Below are 26,808 nucleotides of genomic sequence, written 5' to 3'. Positions count from 1 at the left end.
GACGCCGACCCCGACGCGGACGAGCCCTGGATCGCCACCGAGTACATCGACGGACCCACGCTGCAGACCGCCGTGGACGTCGAGGGACCCAGGACCGAAGCCGACCTGCAGCGGTTGGCGGTGAGTACGGCCACGGCCCTGGCTGCCATCCACTCCGCCGGTGTGGTCCACCGTGACCTGAAGCCGGAGAACATCATGCTGGCGGCCGACGGGCCGCGGGTGATCGACTTCGGTATCGCGCGTGCGGTGGAGTCGACGTCGGTGACGGCCTCGGGTGTGATCGGCACGATCGGTTACATGGCGCCGGAGCAGCTGGAGGGTATGCGGCTGACCTCGGCGGTGGATCTGTTCTCCTGGGGTGCGGTGATGGTTTTCGCCGCGACGGGTCGTGAGGCTTTTCCCGGACCGACCCAGGCCGCCCGCATCGCCCGCGTGCTTTCCGGCCAGGCCGACACGGACGGGGTCCCCGAGAGCCTCGTCCCGGCAGTACGTGCCTGCTTGACCGGAGACCCCGAGTCCCGGCCGGACGCCCGGACCCTGCTCGACCACCTGGTCACCGGGACGGCTCTGTCCCCTCAGGAATCCGCAGGGGCCGTTCCGCAGTCCGGCCCGACCCTGGTCGAAGGCGTGGACGACGGCGCCACACGCCGACAGGACCCCGCACGACCGCACACACCGTACGCGGAGGCCGGGTCCGGGCCGATGCCGCACACATCCTCGGGCGCGCAGGCCCCGCCGGCCGCTCCCTCCGGGGAACAGGCCCCCGCCCCCTCCGGCAGCGGGGACCAGGCACCCCCCTACTACTTCGCGGGGCGGCGCCTGCGCACGGTGCAGGAACTCGCCCACGCCATGCAGGAGAACTGGACCGACGCGGTCCGGGTCATGTCCGACGCGCAGGAACGTGCCACCCTGGGCGCCTGGATCATCGACGACCTGAACGACACCCTGGTCGACCGGTCCCTGTTCCGCCGCCAGGTGAGCGACGCCAACGCGGCCGTGGCCACACTCATCGCCCAGGCGCGGCCCGACCTGCCGCCGGTCTTCCGCGGCCACGACTGCAGCATCGCCGGACTGAGCCGGCTCTTCGAGGACCCGCGTCCCCTGTTGTCCGGTGACCCGCGCAGCAACGAACTCGGCCTGCTGGCCAGACCCGAGGTTCTCCGCACCATGTCCCAGCACGGGGGCCCCGACGCAGGCGCCCTGCGCACCCTGGCCGACGACCTGGTCGAGGCCGAACGTGTCGGCGCGCGTTTCCACCAGCAGCTCGCGCAGGGGCTCTCCGGGTGGCGGGGCACCCAGAACCATGTCGACCCTGCGGTGATCCTGGTCTTCCTCCTGCACTCCGACCTCGTCCGCAAGCCCGACCCCGGCGCCCGGCCCGGCGTCGGAGAGTGGATCGAGATCCTGTGGGCACGGGTGGAACGTTCCGCGGGGGCCGCGCGCGCCGGACACGCCGCCGCGGTCTACGGGGCCCTGGAGACCGTGAGCGTCCTGGCCCATCAGCGTGAGCAATGGCTCTCCCAGCACCGGACGGTGGCCGAGCAGCAGCAGACCCTGGCGGTGCAGGGCGACTCCGACGAGGGCTTCCGCCGCGGCAAGGTCCTCCTCTACTGGTCGACCGGGATCTGCCTCTTCCTGACACTGGTGACCTCGGACGTGGCCAGTGTGATCTTCCTGAGCGCGGCCATCGCGAGCGGGATCGGCGCGGTCGTCGTGGCGAGCACCCACACACAGCGGTTCGGCTCCGCCCACGAACGCAAATGGCGTTCCCACCGCGCGGCCCAGCTGCCCCGGGTCAGGACCAGTCTGGACAGCGGGCTGCAGAACATCGAACGCGACCTGGCCGAGGCCCGGCGCATCTGCTCCACCGGCTGACCTCACGTGTTGTCGACCCGTACCCGGGCGTGCGCCTCCGGGCGGTACCGGTCCAGGTGGCGTGCCTCCTGAGTGGCCCAGGCAGCACGGTGAGGGGCGTACAGCTGAGCGTCCTCGCGCGCGTCCAGGCGCCGGCTGCGCTCGCCCTCGGGGGCGTGCACCCACACCAGCAGGTCCAGCAGGGCGGGAGAGACCCCGGAACCGGTGCCCTCCACGACGAGGACCCCGCCCCGGGCCACCGGCTCGGGAAGGCACGAGGGCTCGGCCGACCGGCGGCCGTGCTCCCAGTCCCAGCGGTGCCAGACCGGCTCCTCGCCGCGGGCCAGCGGGGCCAGCACGCGAGTGCGCAGGACCCGGGCGCCCTCGGCAAGACCCTCCCACCCGGCGTAGAGGTCCTCCATGGTCAGCACGTGCACGGCCTCGCCCCGTGCCGCCAGGGCCCCGCGCAGGTGGGCGGCGACGGTGCTCTTGCCCGCTCCGGACCGGCCCTCGACCGCCACGACCCGGACGCCTGTCCCGCCGGGCAGCTCCGCGACCACGCTCCCGGCCCACCCGGGCGCCCCGGTACCCGTCCGTACTCGACTCATACACCGAAGAGTAGGGCAGGGGCGCCTCCCACACCTCCCCGGATCTTCCGGGGGTCTCCCCGGACGGCTCCACAGGCGTTCGGGGATCCGTCCCCGCTGCGGCCGACGGAGCGCTCCCGGAGCAACCGGGGTAGCATTCTCGGGCGCAAGGCGTACAACACGGACGAGCGAGCGGACGAGGGGCTGCGTGGTGACCGAGGCCGACACGACCCCGGGTTCGCAGTCGGCGCTGCGTCAGGCCAACGAGCGCCGCGTCGTGGACACCCTGCGCAGCCGGGGAACCTGCACCCAGGCCGAACTCGCCCGGGCCACGGGCCTGTCCGCGGCCAGCGTGTCCAACATCGTGCGCGGTCTGCGTACTTCCGGCACGGTCGCGGTACGCGCCACCTCCTCCAACGGCCGCCGTGCCCGCGCCGTCACCCTGCTGCGTCCGCCCGGCACCGTCGTGGCGGTGGACTTCACCGCCGACCGTCTGCGGGTGGCCGTGGCCGACCACGAGGGCGCACTGCTCGAACGCGAGGCCATCGACTACGACGTGGCCGTGGACCCCGCACGCGCGGTGCGCCGGGCCGCCTGGCTCGTCGAGACGGTGCTCTTCCGCGGCCGTGTCGACCTGGCATCGGTCGCCTCGGTGGTGATCTCCGTGCCCGCGCCCCTCGACCCCGGGACCGGGACCGTCGGTGCGGTCTCGTGCATGCCGCGTTGGACAGGGACCCGGCCGGCCCAGGCCCTGCAGGAACGTCTGGGCAGGCCGGTGCACGCAGAGAACGACGCCAACCTGGCCGCCGTCGCCGAACACGGGCGCGGGGCCGCACGCGGGGCCGACACCGTCATGTACCTGCTCCTCGGCGAAGGTGTCGGCGCCGGACTCGTGCTGGGTGGCCGGCTGTTGCGCGGTGCCGACGGCACGGCCGGGGAGATCGGGCACGTCGGCCTGGACCCGCGCGGTCATGTCTGCAGGTGCGGCAACCGCGGCTGCCTGGAGACCTTCGTGGGCACCTCCTACCTGTTGGCGATGGTGCCCCACGGCAGTGATCTGGCCCGGGACGGACAGGTCGATCTACCGCGGCTGGTGGCGGCCGCGCACGAGGGCGATCCCTCCAGCCGCCGTATCGTCTCCGAGGCCGGGACCGCGCTGGGCCAGGGCACGGCCATCGTCGCGAACCTGTTCAACCCCGACCGGATCGTGGTCGGCGGTCCGCTGGCCGCCGCCGGGGACCTGCTCCTGGACCCCATGTCGAGGGAGATGGAGCTGGGCACCCTGGGCAGTGCCTTGGAGCGGTTGGACGTGGTGACCAGCGAACTGGGTGAGTTCGCAGCCCTGTACGGTGCGCTCCTCGTGGCTGCCGAGCTCCCTGTCTGAGACCCGGTGGAGCAGCACGGAGGGATCTGACGCGGTCTGACCTGCCCACCTCTTCATTCACAGGTTGAAGGCAAGATCTGTGATCCATCGGTTATGCGTTCAGGAGTTGACCTCAAGCCCGAGCCCCGGTTTGACTGCACAACACCGAATGCGGTGCCGCAGGTCACCCCCATCCCTCCGCACGAGAAGGGCCCGGCGTTGAACACACGACGCTCATCCCACCGACGCATGGCCGGCGGCGGTCTCGCCGCCGTGACAGCAGCCCTCACCCTGGTCGCCTCCACCGGATGCGACGCCATCACCTCCGGGGGAGGCGATGAGGACGGGCAGACCCACTCCGTGGAGGAGGGCTTCCACGTCGGTCTCCTCCTGCCCGACCTCTACACCGCCCGTTACGAGGCCTTCGACTACCCCTACTTCGAAGAAGCGCTCGAGGAACAGTGCCCGAACTGCGAGTTCTCCTACGCCAACGCCGACGGTGAGGTCGACGAACAGCAGACCCAGGCCCAGGCCATGCTCACCGACGGAGTCGACGTCCTGGTGCTGGACGCGGTCGACGCCGAGGCCGCGGCCGGCACCGTCAACGAGGCCTCCTCCCAGGGGGTGCCGGTAGTGGCCTACGACCGCCTCGCCGAGGGCGGCGTCGACGCCTACGTCTCCTTCGACAACCACCGCGTCGGCCAGGTCCAGGGCGAGTCCCTCCTGGCCGCCATGGAGGAGGAAGGCACCACCGGCGACGGCCAGATCGTCATGGTCAACGGTTCACCCACCGACCCCAACGCCGCTGAGTTCAAGGCAGGTGCCCACGAGGTCCTCGACGGCCAGATCGAGATCGGCCAGGAGTACGACACCCCCGACTGGTCCCCCGAGGAGGCCACCACCCAGATGGAGGGCGCCATCACTGCTCTGGGGTCCGACGAGATCATCGGGGTGCTGGCCGCCAACGACGGTATGGCCTCCGGCGCCATCGCCGCCCTCCAGAGCGCGGGCGTGGCCACCGAGGACCTGCCGCCCGTCACAGGGCAGGACGCCGAACTCGCCGGCATCCAGCGCATCGTCGCCGGTGAGCAGTACATGACCGTCTACAAGGAGATCCGCCCCCAGGCGGAGCTGGCCGCCCAGGTCACCGTGGACCTGGCCACCGGATCCGAGATCGAACCGGGAGAGCACACCCTCACCCAGCTCGAGGACGGTAGTGGCCAGGAGGTCGACTCGGTGCTGCTCGAACCGGTCGCTCTCACCCTCGACAACGTCGACGAGACCGTGGTCTCCGACGGCGTCTACACCGTCGAGGAGATCTGCGAGGGCGAGTACGCCGACACCGACTACTGCCAGGAAGCCCTCTGAGCCCGGCCCCGCCGGCACCCTCAGCCCGGACGGCCCCGCTCCAGCACCCCCGCGGCGGGCGTCCGGGCCGGTGTGAGGACAAGGAAGAGACCATCCCATGAGCACACCAGTCCTGGAACTGTCCGGGATCTCCAAGACCTTCGGGGCCGTGCGGGCCCTCGACGCGGTCGACCTCCACGTCCACCAGGGCGAGGTCGTCGCACTGCTCGGTGACAACGGAGCGGGCAAGTCCACCCTCGTCAAGGTCATCGCCGGCGCACACAGCGCCGACACCGGCGGCGCCGTTTCCTGGGACGGAAAACCCGTCGAGATCACCGGTCCCGCAGACGCTCAGCGTCTCGGTATCGCCACGATCTACCAGGACCTCGCCCTGTGCGACAACCTCGACATCGTGGCCAACCTCTTCCTCGGCAACGAACACCTGCATTTTCCCGGCACCCTCGACGAGGTCGAGATGGAACGCCGTGCCTGGGAACTGTTGCGCTCGCTGTCGGTGGAGATCCCCGACCTGCGGGTCCCCGTGGCTTCACTGTCCGGGGGCCAACGCCAGATCGTCGCCATCGCCCGCGCCCTGCTCGGGGAACCGCGCGTGGTCATGCTCGACGAACCCACGGCCGCGCTCGGTGTCGCCCAGACCGCACAGGTTCTCGACCTCATCGAGCAACTGCGCGACCAGGGCCTGGGCGTGATCCTCATCAGCCACAACATGGCCGATGTGCGGGCCGTGGCCGACCGGGCCGCCGTTCTGCGCCTGGGCCGCAACGCGGGCGACTTCCCCATCGCAGGAACCAGCTACGAGGAGATCGTCGCCGCCATCACCGGCGCGGCCGACAACCCCGTCACGCGCCGCGACGGCCGGCAGACCGCCGGGGCGGAGGAGAGCCGATGAGCCGAAACACCCCGGTCACCGACCCACCCGCCTCCTCGGAGGGGACCACAGCACGCCGCGACCCCCGCCTCCTGGAGACGGCCGCTTCTCCCGGCGGCTGGTGGAGGAGGGCCAAACGCAAGGTCCGCAACGGCGAACTGGGCGCCGTCCCCGTCGTCATCGGACTCCTGCTCATCGCGTTCGTCTTCCAGCTCCTCAACGACCGGTTCCTGTCCCCGCAGAACCTGTCCAACCTCACCGTGCAGATCGCCGCCATCGGCCTCATGACCACCGGCGTCATCATGGTGCTGTTGCTGGGCGAGATCGACCTGTCCATCGGCTCGGTCGCCGGACTCTCGGCCGCGGTGCTGGCCGTCACGGTCATGCGGCACGGGTGGCCCGAGTGGGCCGGTATCGCCGCTGCCCTGGGCACAGGCCTGCTGGTGGGGCTCTTCCACGGTTTCGTCTTCGCCAGGATCGGGGTCCCGGCCTTCGTGGTCACGCTGGCCGGACTCCTCGGCTGGCAAGGCCTTCACCTGTGGATCATGAGCCCCGACGGCACCATCAACACCCGCTCCGAAGGGCTCATCGCCGCCCTGACCCAGACCTACTTCGTGCCGTGGATCGGCTGGGCCCTGGTCCTGCTCGTCCTGGCCCTGCACCTGGCCACCACGCTGGCCGGCGAACACAAGCGCCATGCCGCGGGGCTGCCCCACCGGCCCCCGGCCGAGACCGTACTGCGTACCGCGCTGCTGGCACTGCCCCTGGCCGCCGGCGTGTGGATCCTCAACCAGTACAACGGCCTGCCCCTGGCCTTCCTCGTCTTCGTCGGCGCCGTCGTCACCCTCGACCTCGTCCTGCGCAAGACCCGGTACGGGCGGATGGTCTATGCGGTCGGCGGCAACGCCGAGGCCGCGCGCCGGGCCGGCATCAACACGGTCCTGGTCCGGATCTCGGTCTTCGGTATCGCCTCGACCCTGGCTGCTCTGGGCGGGATCATGCTCGTCTCACGCAACATCGCCGCCAGCACGACCACCGGGGGCGGTCAGGAGCTGATGATGGCGATCGCCGCAGCGGTGATCGGCGGCACCAGTCTCTTCGGTGGACGCGGCAACGCCTACTCGGCGCTCCTGGGCGGGCTGGTCCTGGGCGCGATCACCTCCGGACTGCTCCTGCTGCCCAACGTCGACACCTCGGTCCGCTTCATGATCACCGCCGCGGTCCTGCTCGTCGCGGTCATCATGGACGCCGCCTCGCGCCGGGGCCGCAAGACCCATGCCAGGGGAGGGGGCTGACCACTCCCACCCCCTCCCCACCGTCCCCGGCCGCGTTCTCCCGTGCGGCCGGGGTTTCTTGTGTCGAGGCGTGCGACGGAACGCCCGATCCCCCGGACTCGGTAATCACACACAGTAATCAAGTATGGGGGCTGAGGAGGATGTTCGACAGCGGTTCCGGAGGGGGAGGGGCGCCGGCCGCCCGAGCGGGCGGATGCGTCGTTGAGTCGTAGGGCCCGGGGTTCTGGGGTCGAAGGTCCCCTCTTCCCGAGGCGTGTCGGAACGTGCTTCGGGGCGCTGCTAGGTTCCCTTCCATGGCAACGGAACGTGTCCGGGTGCGCTGTGGTGCCCGTCCGTTCCGACCCACGAGATCGGACCACCTCGTACCCGTGATCCCGTTCAGGGGCGGGCCGCACCTGGAGACCCATGCGCAAGATCCTCGTCGTCGGAGCCGGGCAGTCCGGCCTCCAGCTCGCACTCGGCCTGGTGGCCGAGGACTACGACGTCACCATCGCCACACTCGCCGGCCCCGAAGAGGTCCTCGCCGGTGGCGTGAGGTCGACCCAGTGCCTCTTCGGCCCCGCCCTGCGCCGTGAACGCCGCCACGGCCTCGCCCTCTGGGACGGCCGGGCCACAGGCATCGAGGGTGTGGGCGTGCGTGTGGCCGACCCGGGAAGCACCGACCCCGACCTCTCCTGGCTCGGCCGCCTGGAGGAACCCGCCCAATCGGTCGATCAGCGTGTCAAGATGTCCGCCTGGATGCGCCTGTTCGACCGGAACGGCGGCACCCTGCTGCGCCGCCGCGTCACACCCGGGGAGTTGGCCGAGACCGCCCGGGACTACGATCTCGTGATCGTGGCCGCGGGCCGGGAGGCTCTGGCGGAGCTCTTCCCACGTGATGAGGGCCGTTCCGCCTTCCGCACACCGCAGCGCCGCATCACCCTCGCCTACGTCACCGGCGCCGAGGACGACCCCCGGGGCCCCGTCCTGGACCGGACCTCGATCATCGGGGCCGGCGAGGTCTTCACCCTTCCCACCCACTCCGTGGCCGGTCCCTGCCACGCCCTCATGGTCGAGGCCGTACCCGGAGGCCCCCTGGACCGCCCCTTGGGCCGGGAGGCCGACGGGCAGGAGGTCCTCTCCGCACTCCTGGACGTATTGCGCTGCCACGCCCCCTGGCACCACGAGCGTTTCACCGATGCCGTCCCCGCCGACCGCGGAGCGACCCTGCACGGCTCCCATACCCCCGTCGTACGCGAACCCGTCGCCCACCTGGCCGACGGCACCCCCGTCCTGGGCATGGCCGACACGGTGGTCAGCAACGACCCCGTCACCGCCCAGGGCGCCAACATGGCCTCGCTGGCCGCCGACGTCCACCGGCGCGCGATCGTGGACCACGGCGACCGGGCCTTCGACGAACGGTTCATGCGCGCCACCTTCGCCGAGTACTGGCGGTACGCGCGCCAGGTCACCGCTTGGAGCGAAGTGATGCTCACCGGCCCGCCGCACGTGTGGGACCTCTTCGGGCTGGCCGAACGCCACCAGGAGACCGCGGACCGGTTCGCCGATTCCTTCAGCGACCCCACCGGGCTCATCGACTGGTTCCTGCACCCCGAGCGCGCCTCGGCCTACATCGACGGGGTCCACCGCGCCGAGCCCCGGCTCCTCGGACACTTCGCGTTCTGAACGCCCCGCGGTGCCCCGGGGCCGGCCCTCACCGGCCCACCACCCTTCGTGCCCCGCCCGGACCCGGACGGCGGGCCGAGCGGGGACCGGGGTAGGTTGGGCGCCCTCATGCTCTCCGATCTCTTCAGACCCGAGCCCGGAAGCCTGCTCGTCTCGGTCGACCCGTGGGTCCTCCTGGCCGTCGCCGGGACCGCCGTCCTGGCCGGGGCGGTCGTGCAGAGCTCCGTCGGGGTCGGGCTCGGCCTCGTGGCCGCCCCGGTCATCTCCTTCCTGGACCCCTCGCTCATGCCGGGGGCGATGCTCATCACCGTGGTGCTCCTGCCGGCGCTCACCCTGATACAGGAGTGGCGGCACGTGGACTGGCGCGGGATCGCCTGGGGCGTGCCCGCCCGAGTCCCGGGAACCGTTCTGGGCGTGGCGGTCGTGGCCGTCCTGGAACCGCGCACCCTGGCCGCCGTGGTCGGGGTGATGGTCCTGGCCGCGGTGGTGCTCACCATGTGGTCCTTCCGCGTGCGCATCACCCCGGCCTCGATCGTGACCGCGGGAGCCCTCTCGGGGCTGTCCGGGACCGCCACCTCCATCGGCGGCCCGCCCATGGCGCTGCTCTACCAGTACGAGGACCCACCACGGGTGCGCGCGACCCTGGCCGCCTTCTTCCTCGCGGGCTCGACCTTCTCCCTGGGCGCTCTCACCATCGGTGGGCAGATAGAGACCCGGACCGTCGTGGCAGGGGTGGTGGCCGTTCCGCTGGTCGCGGTCGGCTTCGTGCTGGGCAACGTGCTGCGCGGCCGTGTGTCGCCCCGGGTGTTGCGCCTGGGCATGCTCGGTGTGGTGACTCTTTCGGCCGTGGGGCTGCTCGTCCGAGCCGTGCTCGGATAGCCTCGGCAAACGCGTTCCAGGGGACACAAGGCTCCCAGGAGCGAGTAATCTACGCGCAAACCCGGGAACGGGTTGCGGGTACACCCGTGGGGCCCACGCCCATAGGATCGGGTATGCATACCTGCCAGTAGCCAAGTGCGGGCCACCTCCCGGGCCCGATGGCAAAGGCAACGGACACGCTGGACGAGGGGACTGACGAGACAGTGGCACTGTTCGAGTCGATACACAATCCGGATGCGCTCAAGAGGCTGCCCGCCGACCAGCTGCCCGAACTGGCTCGGGGTATCCGTGACTTCCTCGTGGAATCCTGCTCCCGGACCGGAGGACATCTGGGTCCCAGCTTGGGTGTGGTCGAACTGACCGTCGCACTCCACCGGGTCTTCGACTCTCCCCAGGACCCCATCCTCTTCGACACGGGCCACCAGGCCTACGTGCACAAGATGCTCACCGGACGGCACGACTTCACCGCCCTGAAGGCCGAGGGCGGTCTGTCGGGCTACCCCTCCCGTGAGGAGTCCGAGCACGACTTCATCGAGAACTCCCACGCCTCCACCGTCCTGTCCTACGCGGACGGCATGGCCAAGGCCAACGAGGTCCGGGGCGAGCGCGAGCGCACCGTTGTGGCCGTCATCGGCGACGGTGCCCTGACCGGCGGTATGGCCTGGGAAGCCCTCAACAACATCGCCGAGCGCAAGGACCGCCGCCTGGTGATCGTGGTCAACGACAACGGCCGGTCCTACTCGCCCACCCGCGGCGGCCTCGCCGAGCACCTGTCCTCGCTGCGCATGGCCCCCGGTTACGAGCAGGCCCTGGGTCTGGCCAAGAGCACTCTCAACCGGACACCGGTGGTCGGCCAGCCCCTCTACGAGGCCCTGCACGGCCTCAAGAAGGGCGTCAAGGACGCCATCCAGCCGCAGATCATGTTCGAGGACCTGGGCCTGAAGTACCTGGGCCCCATCGACGGCCACGACGAGCCCTCCGTGGAGAAGGCGCTGCGCCAGGCCCGCGACTTCGGCGGGCCGGTGATCGTGCACTGCCTCACCCAGAAGGGCAAGGGGTACGCACCCGCCGAGAACCACGACGAGGACCAGTTCCACGCGCCCGGCCCCTTCGACGTCACCACCGGACAGGCCAAATCCGGTCCCAAGGTCGAGAAGTGGACCGGTGTCTTCGCCGAGACCATGGTCGAGCTCGGCCGTGAGCGCGAGGACATCGTCGGCATGACCGCGGCGATGCTCCACCCCACGGGCCTCAACAAGTTCGCCGAGGCTTACCCCGACCGCATCTTCGACGTGGGTATCGCCGAGCAGCACGCGGCCACCTCCGCCACCGGTATGGCCATGAGCGGTCTGCACCCGGTCGTGGCCGTCTACGCCACCTTCCTCAACCGCTGCTTCGACCAGGTGCTCATGGACGCCGCCCTGCACCGCCAGGGCGTGACCTTCTGCCTGGACCGGGCCGGCATCACCGGCACCGACGGCGCCAGCCACAACGGCATGTGGGACATGTCGATCCTCCAGGTCGTCCCGGGCCTGCGCATGGCCGCGCCACGTGACGCCGAACGTCTGCGTACGCAGCTGCGTGAGGCCGTGCAGGTCGACGACGCCCCCACCGTCGTGCGCTACCCCAAGGGCGCCGTCGCCGAGGAAGTGGACGCCGTGGGCAAGCTCGGTTCCATGGATCTGCTGCGCCGTGCCGAGGACTCCGGCCACGGCAAGGACCTGCTCATCGTCGGTGTGGGCACCATGTCCCAGGTCGCTGTCGAGGTCGCCGACCGGATGGCCGATCAGGGCATCGGTGTCACCGTGGTCGACCCCCTGTGGGTCAAACCCCTGGACGAGGCCCTGGTCGCCGGGGCCGCCGAGCACGGTCTCGTCGCGGTCGTGGAGGACAACGGCCGCACCGGTGCCGTCGGTGACGCCGTCTCCCGTCTGCTGCGCGACCACGAGGTGGACGTTCCGGTGCGCAGCTTCGGTATCGAGCAGGAGTTCCTCACCCATGCCAAGCGCGAGCGGATCCTGGAGCAGCAGGGGCTGACGCCGCAGGAGCTGTCCCGCAAGCTCACCGAGACGGTCTCCCGCCTGGTCGAGGACGAGCCGACCAACGAACCCGCCTGAGGAGCGGAACGGCACCCTCTCCGCGGCAGTACCGGGGGCCCGCCCCCCGGTACTGCCAGAATGAGGAAATGAGCTGTCTCGTACCCGAGTCCCAGAGCCCAGCATTCGCACCGTTGAAAGTGGCCGTGATCGGGGCGGGCCCGGCCGGCATCTACACCGCCGATGCCCTGACCCGCCAACAGCGTGTCCCTGTTGAGGTCGACGTCCTGGACCGTCTGCCCACCCCCTACGGGCTCGTCCGCTACGGGGTCGCCCCGGACCACACCAAGATCAAGGGTGTGGCACGTGCTCTGCGGGAAGTACTCGAACGCCCCGACGTGCGTTTCGTCGGCGGCGTGGAGTTCGGTCGCGACATCACCCGCCAGGACCTGGAACGCTCCTACCACGCCGTCGTCTACGCGACGGGCGCCGGCGTGGACCGCCGGATGCACGTACCTGGTGAGGGCCTGTCCGGCAGCCTCGCCGCCACCGACTTCGTCAACTGGTACTGCGGACACCCCGACAGTGAACTCGAGCGTTTCGTCCTGGACGCCGAGGAGGTCGCGATCGTGGGTGCGGGCAACGTGGCCCTGGACGTGGCCCGCATCCTCGCCAAGACCGCCGACGAACTGAGCCACACCGACATCCCCCAGCCCGTGCTGGAGGTGCTGGCCGCCAGCAGGGTGCGCACGGTGCACCTGCTGGCCCGCCGGGGCCCGCTGCAGGCCAAGTTCACCGCGCCGGAGCTGCGGGACCTGCTCGGACTGCCCGGCGCCGACGTCGTCGTCGAGCCCGCCCAGGTGGACATCGACCTCGCCGCGGTGGGCGGAGGAGAGGCCGAGACGGCGCAGGTCTCCCGCGCCGCACGCACCAATCTCAAACTCCTGCGCGAACACTCCGCCCGGCCCGTGGGGCAGGCCCCGCGGTCGGTCCGGCTGCACTTCTGGTCGCGCCCGGTGGAGGTGCTGGGACGGGACGGCCGTGTGCGCGCGCTCCGTGTCGAACACACCCGTCTGGACGGAGAGGGCCGTGTGCAAGGAACCGGGGAGAGCGCCGAACTGCCCGTCGGGATGGTTCTGCGTTCGGTCGGCTACGCCGGCTCGCCCCTGCCCCAGGTGCCCTTCGACGAGCAGGCCATGACCGTGCCGGAGGAGGCCGGGCGGGTGCTGGCCCCGGAGGGCGGACCCGTACTGGGCGCCTATGTCGCCGGGTGGCTCAAACGCGGGGCGACCGGGGTCATCGGCACCAACAAGTCCGACGCCGCCGCCACCGTGCGCACGCTGTTGGAGGACGCCGGGGCTCTCCGTGCGGCCGCGGGCGAACTCGTCCCGTTGGAGAAGGTCCTGGACGAGCGCGGCCTGTCCTACAGCGGCTACGAGGACTGGCTCCGCATCGACGAGGCCGAGGCCCGCCAGGGCGAGGAACTGGAGCGGGGCGAGCGCGTGAAGCTGCACGGCTGGGAGACCTACCGGCGGGTGCTCGGCGACCTCTGAGGGCCCGCGCGGGGCGGCCTGCTGTCCGGCGGGCACCGGGCCGCTCCGTCCAGCGGTGCGGCGGATCAGTTCACGCGGCGCTGTTCGGCGTCGTAGGTGTTGCAGCCGGCCACGGTCTCCTGGCCCCAGCCCTGTTCGAGCCAGAAGGCGCGGTTGGTGGCACGCCCGTGGGTCTCCAGGTCACCACCGCTGTTGAAGTGCTCGTTGACGGTCCGCAGGTCGGCGGCGCCGACCTCGGTGATGCCGCCCAGCGCCACCCCGGCCATGCATTCGGCCTGCAGTTCGGTGCGGCGCAGGGTGTCCAGCTCCTCGGCCTCGTCCTCGGCGTTGCGGCGCAGGTCGTGGCTGACGGGAAGGATCCCTGTCGCGTACTGCACGTGGTGGCCGTACTCGTGCCCCAGCAGGGCCAGCCACACCATCTCCTGGTCGGGGCCGGGGCCGGGGACGGTGCGGCCCAGCTCGCGCACGTTGGGCAGGACCACGGTGACGCGGGTGTGGTCGATCTCGTAGAAGGCCAGGGTGGAGCCTTCGTCGCTGTCGGCGTCGGGGGACTCCGTGGAGACCTCGAACTCCACGGCTTCGGGATGCAGCCCGAGTTCGTCCATGACCGGGGCCCAGACCGTGTCCAGGCACTCGCCGGCCTCCGTGGAGAACTTCAGCCACGAGGGGTCGGAGGAGGGGTCCAGGGAGGGCAGGTCGCAGTTCACGGCCGCGGGCATGGGCACGTCGTAGAGCGGGTGCTCGGCCGGGTCGACCTCCATGGGCGCGGGCCGGGCCAGGAGGCCGTCGTCGTAGTGGGCGGACAGATCGGTGCCGGGTGCGGGCGCGGGGTCCTCGTCCGGTTCGGTGAGGACCATGAGCACACTCGCGGCCAGGGCGGTCAGCGCGACGGCCCCGGCCGTGGAAGCGCCGACGAGTACACCGTGGGGCTTCTTCCCCGGAGGGTGCGGCGGGCCGTGGCCCGGAGGGGCCTGCGGGTGCTGTCCGGAGGAGAAGGAGGTGTCCGGCCCGGGGGACGGTCCGCTGCGGGGCTGCTGGTCCCAGCCCGGGACGGGAGGTGGGAACGCCGGCTGCTGGGGGGCGGGTCCCTGGGCTTCTCCCATCCGCGGGGGGAGGTAGGGGCCCTGAGCACCGGGGTCGGAGTAGGAGGCCGGGGGTACATGGAAGGGCGGATGCCGGTGGTCGGTTCCGGGTCGATTCTCCACGGTCCGTCCTCGCCGTCGTGCCAACGCGTTCCGGGGTCCGGGCCGTGAACGAAACCGGCAAGCGTTGCAGACCCCAATTATTCGCCCCAACCGGGCAACACGATGGTAGCGGATCGAGACCGTGCGATCCGCCGACGGGCATGTGCGGTGTCACTCCTCGGGCGGCCGGTACTCCACCCCGATCCGGGACAGCACGCTGCGCAGCTCCGACTCGAACAGCGGCTCCATGTTCGCCATGACGAAGTTCAGGTGTTGGAAGATCTCCATGCACACCACCCCGTACAGCCGCACCCAGCACGAGCTCAGCACCATCACCGCGCCCAGCGACATGTGCGGGGTGGACAGGCCCAAGGTGTCGGCGAAGGTGCGCAACTCGCGGGCCAGCTCCGCGGGGACCTCCTCGTCGGAGGGCACCTCGAAACGCCCCTCGGACAGCAGTCGGTCGAAGAGTGTGAAGAACGTGGCACCGAACCTGCGTCCGGCCTCCAGCGCCTCGCTGATGTCGGTGTCGGGCTCGGGCCGGGTGTGCGGACCGAACATGGTCGAGAACTCCGCACGGTGGTCCAGCGCCCAGCCGCGGAAGGCGCGCAACGATGCGAGGATTCGCTGATCGGTGTCGTGCTCGGGAACGCCGGAGTCGGCGGCGGCCACGGTGTCGGCCAGGTCGTCGTACATCTGTGCGGTGATGAGGATCAGCAGCGCGTCGATGCCCGAGACGTAGCGGTACAGCCCCGGCGCGGTCATGCCCATCTCGCGGGCGATCGCACGTAGCGAGACCCCTTGGGCCCCGTGCTCGACGAGGTGGCGCCGGGCGATCTCCTTGATCTCGGCGAGTGTGGCTTCACGCACACGTTCGCGTCGGCTCAGTCCGGCCCCGGGGCGCTCGATCTGCGGTTTTGTCATGCGTAGAGGTCCATCTCGTCTCGTGCGCCGGGGGTGGAGCGCTCTCGGTCGTCTTCGTCGACGTTGACATAGTAACGCCCAGACGCTTTAGTGAACACCGTTAGCAAACGCTGTTCACGGACATGACGACTGTTCGCTTAAGGGGCGACCCATGCCAGTACGAACCGGGCTGTTCGGACGCATCGGACACGGAGCGCACCGGGGCCGGTGGTGGGTCCTGGCGCTGACCGGACTGTTCACCGCCTTCTCCCTCGTGTGGGGGCTCGGGGTGTTCTCCGATGTCAGCGAGAGCGGTTTCGAGGACCCGGGGTCGGAATCCTCCGAGGCCATGGACGTCCTGCAGGACGAGCTGGGCCACGCCGACATCGACGTCATCGCGGTCTTCCGCAGCGCAGAGATGGAGGTCGACAACCCCAGCTTCGCGGCAGCCGTGCAGCGGGTGGCCGACGACCTGCCCGAGGACGTCGTCGCCGATCACGACATCTACCTCGACGAGGAACTGCCCGAACTCGAACGCGGCATGCTCGTGTCCGAGGACAGGCAGGCCACCTACATGCCCGTCACCCTCAGTGGTGAGACGCACCAGGAACGCCTGGACCAGTTCGACGATGCCGCGACCGCCCTGGAAGCGGGCCCGCTGGAGACCGAACTGGGCGGGCCCATCGCGGTCGAGCACGAACTCTCCACCACCGCGGAGAGCGACATCGTCCGGGCCGAGCTCATCACGCTCCCCCTGCTGCTCTTCCTCCTGGTCCTCATCTTCGGCGGTCTCGTCGCCGGCCTGGTCCCCCTGGCGGTCGGCGGCCTGGCGATCCTGGGTTCCCTGACCGTGCTGCGCGCCCTGACCTACGCCACCGAGGTGTCGGTCTTCGCGATCAACGTGGCCACCCTCCTGGGGCTGGGCCTGGCGATCGACTACGGCCTGTTCATGGTCAGCCGCTTCCGCGAGGAACTCGACAAGGGACGCACGGTGCCCGTCGCGATCCGCCGCACGGTCGACACCGCCGGGCGCACCGTTGCCTTCTCCGGCGTCACGGTCGGCATCGCCTTCGCGGGGCTGCTGTTCTTCCCCCAGCCGATCCTGCAGTCCATCGGGTGGGGCGGGATCGCCGTCGTCGTCTTCGACCTCGTCGCGGCACTGGTGTTCCTGCCCGCGCTCATGTCGGTGGTGGGCCATCGCATCGACCACCTCAAACTGCCCCTGCCCGGACGCACCGTCACCGGCAGGATCGACGAGAGCAAGGGTGCCTGGGCGCGGTTGGCACGAACCGTCATGCGCGGACCGGCCGTCTCCCTCGTCGCCGTGATCTGCGTGCTCATCACCTTCAGCTCCGGCCTGCTCTCGGCCGACCTGGGCACGACCGACCAGCGGTACCTGCCGACCGACGCCGAGTCACGGTCGGCCACCGAGGCCATGGGGGAGGAGTTCCCCGCCGGACAGGTCGGCCGTGTCCACGTGGCTGTGGTCGGTGACCCCTCCGAGGAAGCCGTCGAGGACTACACCGACCGGCTGGACGAGTTCCCCGCGGCCATGCGCACCACCGTGGCACGCACCGGCGAGGACATCACCCACATCGAGGTCGCCTACCAGGGACAGACCGATGACCCGGAGGTCGGCGGCCTGGTCGACGACGTACGCGCCGAACCCGGCCCCGAGGGAGCCGACGAGGTCCTGGTCGGCGGTGTGGCCGCCCAGCAGCTCGACAACCTCGACGCGATCATCGACAACGCCCCGGTCACCGTCGCCTTCATCATCGGCGCCACCCTGGTGCTGCTCTTCCTCGCCTTCGGCTCGGTCGTACTGCCGATCAAGGCGGTCCTGATGGGTGCCCTCTCGCTGGGAGCATCGCTGGGCGCGGTGATCTGGGGCTTCCAGGAGGGGCACTTCGCGGGCCTGCTCGGCTTCGACGCGGTGGGCACGATCGATCCGACCTATCTGGTCCTGATCATGATCGTCTCGTTCGGTCTGGCCATGGACTACGAGCTGTTCCTGCTCAGCAGGGTGCGCGAGGAGTACCTGCGCAGCGGCGACAACGCCCGCTCGGTCCAGCTGGGCCTGCAACGCACCGGCAAGATCATCACCAGCGCGGCGGTCCTGCTCGGAGTGGTGCTGTTGGCCATGGGCACCTCGAGCCTGCTCTTCCTCAAGATCATCGGTGTCGGCCTGGCCCTGGCCGTCCTGGTGGACGCCACCCTGGTGCGGGCGATCATGGTTCCGGCGACCATGCGCCTGCTCGGCAACCTCAACTGGTGGCTGCCCCGTCCTCTGCGGTGGCTGCACGACCGGATCGGGATCTCCGAGGGCGGCGATGAACAGGACGAGGACACCTCGGGCCCCGTGGACCGGGAGACGGGCCGGGAGAAGGCTCCCGCGAACGCCTGAGGTTCCTCTCACAGGCGCTGACGAGCCCCGGTGGGCATGCCCGCCGGGGCCCTCACGTGCCCTCGGGGAGTCAGTCCCCGAGGAGTTCCTCAGGGCTGTCGACGACCAACGCCGCGTCGAAGCAGGTGAGGAGCCGGTCGTGATCGCGGCAGGCGAGGATGTGCGCGCGCACTTCGCCGGGGACACCGATGCGGCGATGGTCCAAGACCTTGAGAACGGCTTCGGCCATCACTTTGGCCCTACCTCCGTCCCTGGCTCCAGCTGCCTTCGGCTCTGAGGCTTTCGGCCCAGGCACTGGTGTATTCGTAGGTGTCCGTCATCATCAGCGGAGTCTAGTGAGGAACCCCGGGCGTTCACGGAGGAATGGCTTCTCGAGGTCCGCGATGTAGTCCTCGACCACGGCGAGCGGCGCGTCCCCGCAGGAGGCCGCGAAGCAGGACGGAGAAGGAGTGCTCGTCCCACAGGTACGCGCGGATGCGGCTCGGGAACCCCTGGCCCGGCCTGCGGGCGCAGACACCCTTGGGGCTGCCGGTGAGCCGGAAGAGAGCGGCCCCGGGCAGGTCGTGCACGAGCACAGGGAGCGTGCCCGGCCCCGCCGTTGCACGCTCCGCGTCGGCGGGTGGGGTGTGAAGGCCAGGTGCGCATGCAGGGCGCAGACGAACGTGCGGGCCCTGCGGATCCCGGGATTGGCCCCCGAGGTGCCAGAGGGCGGCGCTGTGCTCACACGCGTGAAGATCACGGTGCAGGTCGAGCTCATCCCGGGCGCCGAGCAGGCGTCGGCGCTGTCGGCGACCCTGGGCGCGGTCAACGGGGCCGCCAACCGGGTCTCCCAGGTCGCGTTCGAGCGCGGTGTGCCGCGTGACACCGGGCGCGGCCTGGTCCTGGAAGGTCTCCAGGGCCTCCGCTCCCGGGTCCGTCCCGCCCGTCGCCCGCCACCACCCTCAAACGACGGCCTGCGGCCGGGGTCTCTTTCCGATGCCCCAGCGGGTCGCGCTCCGTTCCTGGGCCTTCGCCCAGCTCGTCGGCTTCCTCGTCTGCAAGGCCCGGCGGGCGGGTGTGCCCGTGGTTTTCGTTGATCCTGCTTACACGTCGCAGACGTGCGCCGCGTGCGACCACGTCGGCAAGCGCAACCGTGTGGGCCAGGGGCTTTTTGTCTGCCGGGGGTGCGGGGTCGTTGTCCACGCCGACCGGAACGCTTCCCGCAACCTCGCCGCCCGTGGCCAGAGCGTGTGGAACGCGGGGCGTGAGTCACGCGTCCCTGCCACCCCATAGGGGTGGCCGGATGGAAGGGCCCATCCGTCCAGCCAGTTGGGCGCCATCTCCGAGCCCGGCCCTTGAGGGCCGGGTCAAGTTGACTTCCTCCAGGGCCCGCTGGCCGGTACTGTCCGTGAGCAGGTTCAGGGCATATCCAATGTACTTCGTCGCCATTTCGGGGTCGATCGAATCCGGGCCGCTGTGCAGCGCCTTGATCACGTCCGGTTCGGCCGGGCCGTGGGCCGCCGCGGACAGCACACCCAGGGTCGGCTGCCGACCGACTTCCTCCGGGTCGGTGAGAACCGGGATGCGGTCCGGTCCCAACACGATGGGACGCAGCACGAACCCCGGGTGCCCGAGGGGGACCGGCTCGTCGTGCCAGTCGGCCACGTGCTGCCGTGGGCAGATGACCAGCAGGGTCACCGGGCACTCGTTCTTGGAACGCAGCGCCGAGACGTACTCGGGCCAGGTGAAGCGTTTGCGTTCCTTCTCGTCGCGTTGGGCCTCCACGACGACGCCCATCAGGCTGCCGAACGGGTCGTCGCCGACCTTGCCGCGCAGCATGATCGCCACGTCGGAACGGCGCTCGACCGGGTCGACGTGCCCGAGGTCGCAGGAGGTCAGTTCGCTGCGGTCGTACTTCGGTACCTCCACTCCGAGGTCTCGTAGGAATGCCACCGCCATGTCGGGGGCGTCGGAGAACAACCCCGCGTAGATCTGGTGTTCCGGTGTGATGGCCACGGCACGACCGTACGGAGCGTGTGCGATATTTTTCTGCGCGTCATCATGGCTGGGCCGGGCCGGTCAGTGTGTTCCGGTGAGGCGCACCGGTCACCGGGGTACCTCCCACCACATGAATACCTCTGTGACCAGCAAGGGAGTCGGTTTCCTCCCGGTTCCGGGCTTCGTCGTGGCGCTGGCCGCGGCCGTAGCGGTCTCCGGGTGCGCCGGCGGAGAGGGCTCCGAGGACGGGACCTACCCCGGCACCGAACCGAACGTCCCGCCCGAGGAGGAGTACGAGTCGGAGGAGATCGCGAACATCAGGGCCGAGCTCGGGCAGGAGCAGGAAGGCTCCGAGCTCTTCGACGAGAACGCCGTGGGCGAGGAACCCGTGGCCGAACTGCGGATCACGGACGAGGGCGCGGACGTGACCTCCTACCAACTGGAGGTCACCGGGTTCGCGGAGAACGAGTTCTACCTCGCCACCGTCCACGTCGAGGCGTGCGGCTCCGACCCGGAGGCGTCCGGGGAGCTGTACGAGGGCGACGAGGACACCGAAGAAGCGCCCGAGGGCGAGCTCGACAAGGGCTCCGTGATGATCCAGCTGGGGACCGACGCCGACGGGAGCGGGCGCGGGCAGATCCAGCTCGACGACGAGCCGGACGACGGCCTCGGCTCGCTCCTGATCTCCACGGACCCCACCGCGGGGGCGGAGGAACCCGCGCCGCAGGACGGTGACCCCGTTGCCTGCATGGACCTGGAGACCTGAACCCGGACGCCGAGGGGCAGTCACGCACAGGAACGGGCCCGGCCCCCCGAACGGGTTTCGAGGGGACCGGGCCCGTGGCGGTTCCGGTGGAGGCCGGAGCGGTTCCTAGAGCGCCTGCGGCGCGCCCTGGTGGAAGGGCTCGCCGTTGACGGCCTCGGACACGCCGACCTTGTCCAGGTACGGCGTGATCCCGCCGGTGTGGAAGGGCCAGCCGGCACCTGCGATCAGGCACAGGTCGATGTCGGCGGCCTCGGCGACCACACCCTCGTCGAGCATGATCCGGATCTCCCGGGCCATCGCACGCAGGGCGCGGTCCAGGATCTCCTTCTCCTCGGAGGGCTTGTCGCCGCCGCTGAGCAGCTCCTTGACCTCGGGGTCGATGCTCAGGTCAGAGGCGAAGATCTCGTTCTTGCCCGCCTCGACGATCTTGTCCAGCTCCGGGGAGACCGCGAAACGCTCGGGGAAGGCCGCGTTCAGCGTCTCGGAGACGTGCAGGGCGACCGCGGGACCCACGAGCTGCAGCAGCATCAGCGGGGACATCGGCAGACCCAGCGGGGCCACCGCACGGTCGGCCACCTCGGGCTCGGTGCCCTCGGAGACCGCACCCAGCACCTCGCCCATGAACAGCGTGAGCAGGCGGTTGACGACGAAGGCCGGGGCGTCCTTGCACAACACCGCGGTCTTCTTGAGTTTCTTGGCGGCGGTGAAGGCCGTCGCCAGGGCGGTGTCGTCGGTCTTCTCGCCGCGCACGATCTCCAGCAGCGGAAGGACCGCGACCGGGTTGAAGAAGTGGAAGCCCACGACACGCTCGGGGTGCTTCAGCTTCGAGGCCATCTCGGTGACCGACAGCGAGGAAGTGTTGGTCGCCAGGATCGCGTCGGACGAGACCACGGCCTCGACCTCGGAGAAGACCTTCTGCTTGATCTCCATCTTCTCGAAGACGGCCTCGATGACGAAGTCGGCGTCGGCGAAGGCGTCCTTGCTCAGCGAACCGGTGACCAGGGCCTTGAGGTGGTTGGCCTTGTCCTGGTTGATGCGGCCCTTGCCCAGCAGCTTGTCGACCTCGCCGTGGACGTAGGACACACCCTTGTCCAGGCTCTCCTGGTCCAGGTCGTTGAGCACGACCGGCACGTCCAGGCGGCGGGCGAACAGCAGCGCGAGCTGACCGGCCATCAGACCGGCACCGACCACACCGACCTTGGTGATCTTGCGGGCCAGCGACTTGTCGGGTGCCCCGGCCGGACGCTTGGCGCGCTTCTGCACCAGGTCGAAGGCGTACAGGCCCGCCTTGAGCTCCTCGCTCATGATGAGGTCGGCCAGGGCCTGGTCCTCGGCGGCGAAACCCTCGTCACGGCTGCGGTTCTTGGCCTCGGCCACCAGCTCGACCGCGCGGGCCGGGGCCGGTGCGGCGCCGTGGAGCTTGCCCTCGACGCTGAAACGGGCCATGTTGACCGCGTTGTCCCAGGCCTCGCCCTTGTCGACCTCGGGGCGCTCGACCGTGATCCGGCCCTGGACGACCTTGGCGGCCCAGCGCAGCGACTCCTCGACGAAGTCGGCGGGCTCGAAGATCTCGTCGGCGATGCCCAGCTCGTGGACCTTGGGGCCCTTGATGACCTTGTTCTGGGCGAGCGGGTTCTCGATGATCAGCTTGAGGGCCTTCTCGGCGCCGATCAGGTTGGGCAGCAGGTAGGTGCCGCCCCAGCCGGGAACCAGGCCCAGGAAGGCCTCGGGCAGGGACACGGCCGGCACACCGGAGGAGACGGTCCGGTAGGTGCAGTGCAGTGCCACCTCGAGACCGCCGCCCATGGCCGCGCCGTTGACCAGCGCGAACGTGGGAACGTCCAGTTCACCGAGCTTGCGGAAGACGTCGTGGCCCAGCTTGCCGATGGCCATGGCCTGCTCGTGCGTCTCGATCCTGGGTACACCGGTCAGGTCCGCGCCCACGGCGAAGATGAACGGCTTACCGGTGATCGCCACGGCGGAGATGTCGGTGCGGGCCTTGGCCGCTTCGATGGCTGCGTCGAGGCTGAGCAGACCGCCGGGGCCGAAGGTGTTCGGCTTGTTGTGGTCGTGCCCGTTGTCCAGGGTGATCAGGATGGCGGTGCCGGCGCCGTAGGGGAGCTGGATGTCACGGGAGTTCGCCTTGGTGACGACCTCGTCGCTGAAGAGCTCCTGTGCTTGCTCGATCGCGGTGCTCACTTGCCCCCCTCGTAGTTGGTGTTCTCCCACAGGACGGTCCCGCCCATGCCCATGCCGACGCACATCGTGGTCAGGCCGTAACGGACGTCGGGGCGCTGCTCGAACTGGCGCGCGAGCTGCATCATCAGACGCACACCGGAGGAGGCCAGCGGGTGGCCGAGGGCGATGGCGCCGCCCCAGGGGTTGACGCGTGCGTCGTCGTCGGCGATGCCGAAGTGCTCCAGGAAGGCCAGGACCTGGACGGCGAAGGCCTCGTTGATCTCGATGAGGCCGACGTCGTCGATGGAGATGCCCTGGCGGGCGAAGAGCTTCTCGGTGGCGGGGACGGGGCCCACACCCATGACCTCGGGCTCCACCCCGGCGAAGGAGAAGTCCACCAGGCGCATTCTGCCCTTCAGACCCATCTCCTCGGCGACGTCCTCGGCAGCCATGATGGCGCCGGTGGCACCGTCGTTGAGGCCTGCGGCGTTGCCGGGGGTCACGTTGCCGTGCGAACGGAAGGGCGTCTTGAGGCCGGCGAGGGACTCCATGGTGGTGCCCGGGCGGGGCGGCTCGTCCTCGGTGGCCAGGCCGTAGCCCTCCTCGATGGAGCGGACCAGCACCTCGACCAGGTCGGGCTGGAGGTTGCCGTCGGCGTAGGCCTTGGCGACCTTCTCCTGGCTGCGCACCGCGTAGGCGTCGGCGCGCTCCTTGGTGATGCTCGGGAACCGGTCGTGCAGGTTCTCGGCGGTGTTGCCCATGACCAGAGCGTCGGGGTCGACGAGCTTCTCCGAGAGGAAGCGCGGGTTCGGGTCGACCCCCTCGCCCATGGGGTGGCGGCCCATGTGCTCGACGCCGCCGGCGATCGCGACATCGTAGGCACCGAAGGAGATGCCCGCGCCGGAAGTGGTCACGGCGGTGAGTGCACCGGCGCACATACGGTCGATCGCGTAGCCGGGCACGCTGCGGGGCAGGCCGGCGAGGATCGCCGCGCTGCGCCCGATGGTCAGGCCCTGGTCGCCGATCTGGGTGGTGGCGGCGATGGCGACCTCGTCGACACGCTCGGGGGGCAGGCCCGGGTTACGGCGCATCAGTTCGCGAATGACGCGGACGATCAGGTCGTCGGCGCGCGTCTCTGCGTAGAGGCCCTTGCCGGACTTGCCGAACGGGGTGCGGACCCCGTCGACAAAAACGACATCGCGAGCAGTTCGCGGCACGGTGGCCCCTCCTTCTTCCAAGGGGTGGGTGGACTGTCGAAACCATGCTACTGGCCGGTAACAAAATGCGCGAGTACAGGTGTGTGCTCCCGCTCACACTACTGTCGTCGCTGGTACGTCCGCGCGCGGACACCCTTGTCCGGCCCGGGCCCCGGCCCGGAAACACAGAACGGGCACGCCCCGAGGGGACGTGCCCGTACGAACGCCGGGTGGGCCGGCCGCACGCTCACAGGAGCGCATCGGCCTCCCTGCGCCGCCCGGCGGCGCTGAAGGCCCCTGCGAGGTCGCGGCGCAGGCGCAGCATCAGCCGGCGTACCTCCGGGTCGCCCGAGGAGTTCACCGCGGCACGGTAGGCCTCGCTCAACGTCTCCACGGCATCGTTCGCACGCCCGGCCTGCGTGTAGCAGCGGCCGAGGCGGTGGTGCACGGTCAGGGTCTGCAGGTGGCCCTTGCCCAAACGGCGCCGCCGACCGGCCAGGACCATCCGCAGCTGCGTGATCGCCTCGTCGTAACGCCCCGACATGTTCAACGCCGCGCTCAGGCCCAACCGCAGTTCCTCGCGTGCGGCGGTGCCGGCCACGTCCTCCACCGCGCGCTCGTAGTGGGCCACGGCTGGGTCCAGGCGACCGCTGCGGCGGTAGCACACGGCCAGGCGCGTGCGGGCCTCCACGGTGTCCTCGTCGGCGGAACCGAACTGGGACTCGCGCTCGCGCAGGAGCATCTCCCAGTGCTCGGCCGCATCCGCCGGGCGGCCCGCGTCCTCCAGACCCCAGGCGAGGTTCTCCCGGATGATCTCGGTGCGGGGGTGCTCGTCACCGTAGACCGAGGACGCCTCGTCCAAGGCCAGCTCGAACTGCTGCACCGCGGCCTGGCGGCGCCCCATCTGCGCGTACTTGGTCGCCAAGTTGTTGCGCGCGGTGATGGTGTCGGGGTGCTCGGTCCCGTGCAGCTCCACGAGTGAACGCAGGGTCCGCTCCAGGGCGGACGCCCGCATCCCCGCCGTGGGCGCCGAGGGGCCCCGGCCCTCGGCGGCGTCCGGGGCCGGGGCGTCGGACCCGGACGCCCCGACGGGGGTCGGCACGGGCAGACCGCTGGGCTTCTCGGCCGCACGCTCCTCGCGAGAGGGCGTGGCGGTACGGGCCGGCTGCTTCTCCGCCTCAGCCGTCAGGCCGGTCACGCGCAGCAGGGCACGCCAGAACGACAAGCAGACTCACCACACTTCCCTCATAGCGACGAACGGCCCCGGGAGCCGTCATCGTCCATCCACCAATCCCGTCGTCCGGACCGAGCCGGCCCGAACTATGAGAGCACGTTTCTATAACTTAAACGGACACGGGGTTACGGACCAGACGCCAGAGGGCTTTTGAGGGTGGTGAGTTCGGTCACTTCTGGGTTGGCCGGGGCAGAACGGGGTAACGGTCAGCCTTTTCCGGCGTCCTCCAGCGCCGTCGCCAACGGTCCGGCGGTCAACCCGATCTGCCACTCGCGGGCCCCGCGCGAGCGCAGGAACGCCCCCACGGCCTCGGTTCCGGTCTCCTCCGGAGGGGCCCACGACAACCGGCGCACGGTGTCGGGCAGCAACAGGTTCTCCGCCGGCATCACGACGTCCTCCGCGATCTGCGCGACCGTGGCGCGGGCCGACTCCAGACGGCGCGCCGCCTCGGGGGAGCGGTCCGCCCAGCGGTTGACCGGGGGAGGCCCGTCACCCGGACCGTTGGGACGGGGCAGCTCGGACTGCTCCATACCGCGCACCCGGCTGACCGCCCGCATCCACGTCGGGACGTAACGCCGCGCGAGCTTGATACCGAACTGCCGGATCCTGGTCAGGTCGGCCGCGGTGCGCGGCATCGCCGAAGCCGCCTCCACGATCGCCGCGTCGGGCAGCACCCGTCCGGGGGAGACGTCGCGCTCCTGTGCGATCCGGTCCCGCTCGTACCAGAGTTCGCGCACCGTAGCCAGGGACCGTTGATTGCGTACCCGGTGGATACCCGAGGTCCGCCGCCACGGATCGCGGCGCGGTTCTTTGGGCGGGGCGTTCAGCACCGAGGCGAACTCCTCCAGGGCCCAGGAGAGCTTGCCGGACTCCGCCAGCTCCGCCTCCAACCGGTCGCGCAGATCCACGAGGATCTCCACGTCCAGCGCGGCATAACGCAGCCAGTCCTCGGGGAGCGGGCGCTGGGACCAGTCGACCGCGGAGTGCTCCTTGGCCAGCCGCACGTGCAGCAGCCGCTCCACCATCGAGCCCAGCCCCACCCGGTGGTAACCCAGGAGACGGCCGGCCAGCTCGGTGTCGAAGAGGCGCTCGGGGCACAGGTGCACCTCGGTCAGACAGGGAAGGTCCTGGTGCGCGGCGTGCAGCACCACCTCCGTTCCCTCGAGGGCGGAGCTGAGAGCGCTCAGGTCGGGACAGGCGATCGGGTCGATCAACACCGTCCCCGCCCCCTCGCGCCGCAGCTGGACCAGATAGGCGCGCTGTCCGTACCTGTAACCCGAGGCCCGCTCGGCGTCCACGGCCACGGGGCCGCTTCCCGAACCCAGCGCCGCGACCGCATCCGACAGCGCGTCGGGGTCGGCGGTGACCTCGGGCAGGCCCTCGCGTGGTTCCCGCAGGAGAGGCGCCCTCTCCTCGTCGTCGCTCTCCGGTTCGCGGGATTCTGTCTTGGGGTTCAACGCGTTCGCCACACCTCTACGGTATGTGCTGTGGCCACCGG

At 70.3% G+C, this 26,808-nt stretch carries 21 protein-coding genes; 12 read left to right on the top strand and 9 right to left on the bottom strand.

All coding sequences use genetic code 11. The features are described from left to right. On the top strand, window positions 1-1,875 hold a 1,875-nt coding region (locus D456_RS23620; RefSeq protein WP_040698664.1), incomplete at its 5' end, for a serine/threonine protein kinase. Between the two features lie 2 nt (window positions 1,876-1,877). On the opposite strand, the gene D456_RS0104230 is transcribed toward D456_RS23620, so the two are convergent. Further along, a complete protein-coding gene (locus D456_RS0104230) occupies window positions 1,878-2,462 on the bottom strand; it encodes a nucleoside/nucleotide kinase family protein (protein WP_026115556.1) in 585 nt (194 codons plus the stop codon). Window positions 2,463-2,652: 190 nt separating this feature from the next. On the opposite strand from D456_RS0104230, the gene D456_RS0104225 reads away from it, so the two are divergent. From D456_RS0104225 to D456_RS0104190, 8 genes are all read left to right on the top strand, one after another. After that, window positions 2,653-3,825 (top strand): ROK family transcriptional regulator, encoded by a 1,173-nt coding sequence (locus D456_RS0104225; RefSeq protein WP_026115555.1) that lies wholly within the window; start codon window positions 2,653-2,655, stop codon window positions 3,823-3,825. 228 nt (window positions 3,826-4,053) lie between these two features. Further along, window positions 4,054-5,172 carry an ABC transporter substrate-binding protein gene (locus tag D456_RS0104220; RefSeq protein WP_017574909.1) on the top strand — a complete coding sequence of 373 codons (1,119 nt, stop codon included), beginning with the start codon at window positions 4,054-4,056 and terminating at the stop codon, window positions 5,170-5,172. Between the two features lie 97 nt (window positions 5,173-5,269). Then, window positions 5,270-6,061: an ATP-binding cassette domain-containing protein gene (locus tag D456_RS0104215; RefSeq protein WP_017574908.1), complete on the top strand. Its 792-nt coding sequence runs from the start codon at window positions 5,270-5,272 to the stop codon at window positions 6,059-6,061. After that, window positions 6,058-7,335: a sugar ABC transporter permease gene (locus tag D456_RS0104210; RefSeq protein ID WP_017574907.1), complete on the top strand. Its 1,278-nt coding sequence runs from the start codon at window positions 6,058-6,060 to the stop codon at window positions 7,333-7,335. The genes D456_RS0104215 and D456_RS0104210 overlap by 4 nt, the downstream gene beginning before the upstream one ends. Window positions 7,336-7,740: 405 nt before the next feature. Beyond that, window positions 7,741-9,000, top strand: a complete 1,260-nt coding sequence (locus D456_RS0104205; protein WP_017574906.1) for a styrene monooxygenase/indole monooxygenase family protein — start codon at window positions 7,741-7,743, stop codon at window positions 8,998-9,000. Between the two features lie 108 nt (window positions 9,001-9,108). Beyond that, entirely contained in the window at window positions 9,109-9,879 is a 771-nt protein-coding gene (locus tag D456_RS0104200; RefSeq protein ID WP_017574905.1) for a sulfite exporter TauE/SafE family protein, read from the top strand. A gap of 203 nt (window positions 9,880-10,082) precedes the next feature. After that, complete coding sequence (gene dxs, locus D456_RS0104195; protein WP_017574904.1) at window positions 10,083-11,996, top strand: 1-deoxy-D-xylulose-5-phosphate synthase; 1,914 nt, start codon at window positions 10,083-10,085, stop codon at window positions 11,994-11,996. A 68-nt stretch (window positions 11,997-12,064) separates the two neighbouring features. Further along, window positions 12,065-13,468, top strand: coding sequence for an FAD-dependent oxidoreductase (locus tag D456_RS0104190; protein ID WP_026115553.1), 1,404 nt, complete (start codon window positions 12,065-12,067; stop codon window positions 13,466-13,468). A 65-nt stretch (window positions 13,469-13,533) separates the two neighbouring features. On the opposite strand, the gene D456_RS0104185 is transcribed toward D456_RS0104190, so the two are convergent. Further along, entirely contained in the window at window positions 13,534-14,673 is a 1,140-nt protein-coding gene (locus D456_RS0104185) for a neutral zinc metallopeptidase (protein ID WP_017574902.1), read from the bottom strand. A 150-nt stretch (window positions 14,674-14,823) separates the two neighbouring features. Further along, the gene (locus D456_RS0104180; RefSeq protein WP_017574901.1) at window positions 14,824-15,576 is read right to left on the bottom strand and encodes a TetR/AcrR family transcriptional regulator; all 753 of its coding nucleotides are present in this window, start codon (window positions 15,574-15,576) and stop codon (window positions 14,824-14,826) included. Between the two features lie 151 nt (window positions 15,577-15,727). On the opposite strand from D456_RS0104180, the gene D456_RS0104175 reads away from it, so the two are divergent. Then, window positions 15,728-17,959 (top strand): MMPL family transporter, encoded by a 2,232-nt coding sequence (locus tag D456_RS0104175; RefSeq protein ID WP_017574900.1) that lies wholly within the window; start codon window positions 15,728-15,730, stop codon window positions 17,957-17,959. A 70-nt stretch (window positions 17,960-18,029) separates the two neighbouring features. On the opposite strand, the gene D456_RS26800 is transcribed toward D456_RS0104175, so the two are convergent. Next, window positions 18,030-18,188, bottom strand: coding sequence for a hypothetical protein (locus tag D456_RS26800; protein WP_017574899.1), 159 nt, complete (start codon window positions 18,186-18,188; stop codon window positions 18,030-18,032). Between the two features lie 746 nt (window positions 18,189-18,934). Between D456_RS26800 and D456_RS25450 the strand changes: the two genes are divergently transcribed. Next, window positions 18,935-19,231, top strand: coding sequence for a zinc ribbon domain-containing protein (locus D456_RS25450; RefSeq protein ID WP_394297265.1), 297 nt, complete (start codon window positions 18,935-18,937; stop codon window positions 19,229-19,231). Here D456_RS25450 and D456_RS0104165 read toward each other — a convergent pair. Further along, window positions 19,208-19,954: a hypothetical protein gene (locus tag D456_RS0104165; RefSeq protein ID WP_017574898.1), complete on the bottom strand. Its 747-nt coding sequence runs from the start codon at window positions 19,952-19,954 to the stop codon at window positions 19,208-19,210. The genes D456_RS25450 and D456_RS0104165 overlap by 24 nt on opposite strands. 124 nt (window positions 19,955-20,078) lie before the next feature. On the opposite strand from D456_RS0104165, the gene D456_RS0104160 reads away from it, so the two are divergent. Continuing rightward, a complete protein-coding gene (locus D456_RS0104160) occupies window positions 20,079-20,702 on the top strand; it encodes a hypothetical protein (protein WP_017574897.1) in 624 nt (207 codons plus the stop codon). Window positions 20,703-20,807: 105 nt separating this feature from the next. Here the strand turns inward: D456_RS0104160 and D456_RS0104155 are convergent, their stop codons facing one another. From D456_RS0104155 to D456_RS0104140, 4 genes are all read right to left on the bottom strand, one after another. Further along, window positions 20,808-22,901 (bottom strand): 3-hydroxyacyl-CoA dehydrogenase NAD-binding domain-containing protein, encoded by a 2,094-nt coding sequence (locus D456_RS0104155; RefSeq protein ID WP_017574896.1) that lies wholly within the window; start codon window positions 22,899-22,901, stop codon window positions 20,808-20,810. Continuing rightward, window positions 22,898-24,097: a thiolase family protein gene (locus D456_RS0104150; protein WP_017574895.1), complete on the bottom strand. Its 1,200-nt coding sequence runs from the start codon at window positions 24,095-24,097 to the stop codon at window positions 22,898-22,900. The genes D456_RS0104155 and D456_RS0104150 overlap by 4 nt, the downstream gene beginning before the upstream one ends. Before the next feature lie 226 nt (window positions 24,098-24,323). Beyond that, on the bottom strand, window positions 24,324-25,301 hold the full coding sequence (locus tag D456_RS0104145) for a tetratricopeptide repeat protein (protein ID WP_017574894.1): 978 nt from the start codon (window positions 25,299-25,301) through the stop codon (window positions 24,324-24,326). Between the two features lie 215 nt (window positions 25,302-25,516). Next, on the bottom strand, window positions 25,517-26,779 hold the full coding sequence (locus D456_RS0104140; RefSeq protein ID WP_083904505.1) for a ribonuclease D: 1,263 nt from the start codon (window positions 26,777-26,779) through the stop codon (window positions 25,517-25,519). Window positions 26,780-26,808 lie beyond the last annotated feature (29 nt).

The sequence above is a fragment of the Nocardiopsis kunsanensis DSM 44524 genome (assembly GCF_000340965.1).
Lineage (GTDB): Bacteria > Actinomycetota > Actinomycetes > Streptosporangiales > Streptosporangiaceae > Nocardiopsis > Nocardiopsis kunsanensis.
The sequence above is the reverse complement of the archived record's forward strand: the minus strand, read 5'-3'. Positions and strand labels throughout refer to the sequence as shown.

Bases quoted from the DNA above. Each gene is read 5' to 3' on its own strand.
- D456_RS0104230 (WP_026115556.1), bottom strand. From the start codon at position 2,462: ATGAGTCGAGTACGGACGGGTACCGGGGCGCCCGGGTGGGCCGGGAGC.
- D456_RS0104220 (WP_017574909.1), top strand. From the start codon at position 4,054: ATGGCCGGCGGCGGTCTCGCCGCCGTGACAGCAGCCCTCACCCTGGTC.
- D456_RS0104215 (WP_017574908.1), top strand. From the start codon at position 5,270: ATGAGCACACCAGTCCTGGAACTGTCCGGGATCTCCAAGACCTTCGGG.
- D456_RS0104210 (WP_017574907.1), top strand. From the start codon at position 6,058: ATGAGCCGAAACACCCCGGTCACCGACCCACCCGCCTCCTCGGAGGGG.
- D456_RS0104205 (WP_017574906.1), top strand. From the start codon at position 7,741: ATGCGCAAGATCCTCGTCGTCGGAGCCGGGCAGTCCGGCCTCCAGCTC.
- D456_RS0104200 (WP_017574905.1), top strand. From the start codon at position 9,109: ATGCTCTCCGATCTCTTCAGACCCGAGCCCGGAAGCCTGCTCGTCTCG.
- D456_RS0104190 (WP_026115553.1), top strand. From the start codon at position 12,065: ATGAGCTGTCTCGTACCCGAGTCCCAGAGCCCAGCATTCGCACCGTTG.
- D456_RS0104180 (WP_017574901.1), bottom strand. From the start codon at position 15,576: ATGACAAAACCGCAGATCGAGCGCCCCGGGGCCGGACTGAGCCGACGC.
- D456_RS0104175 (WP_017574900.1), top strand. From the start codon at position 15,728: ATGCCAGTACGAACCGGGCTGTTCGGACGCATCGGACACGGAGCGCAC.
- D456_RS26800 (WP_017574899.1), bottom strand. From the start codon at position 18,188: ATGGCCGAAGCCGTTCTCAAGGTCTTGGACCATCGCCGCATCGGTGTC.
- D456_RS25450 (WP_394297265.1), top strand. From the start codon at position 18,935: ATGCCCCAGCGGGTCGCGCTCCGTTCCTGGGCCTTCGCCCAGCTCGTC.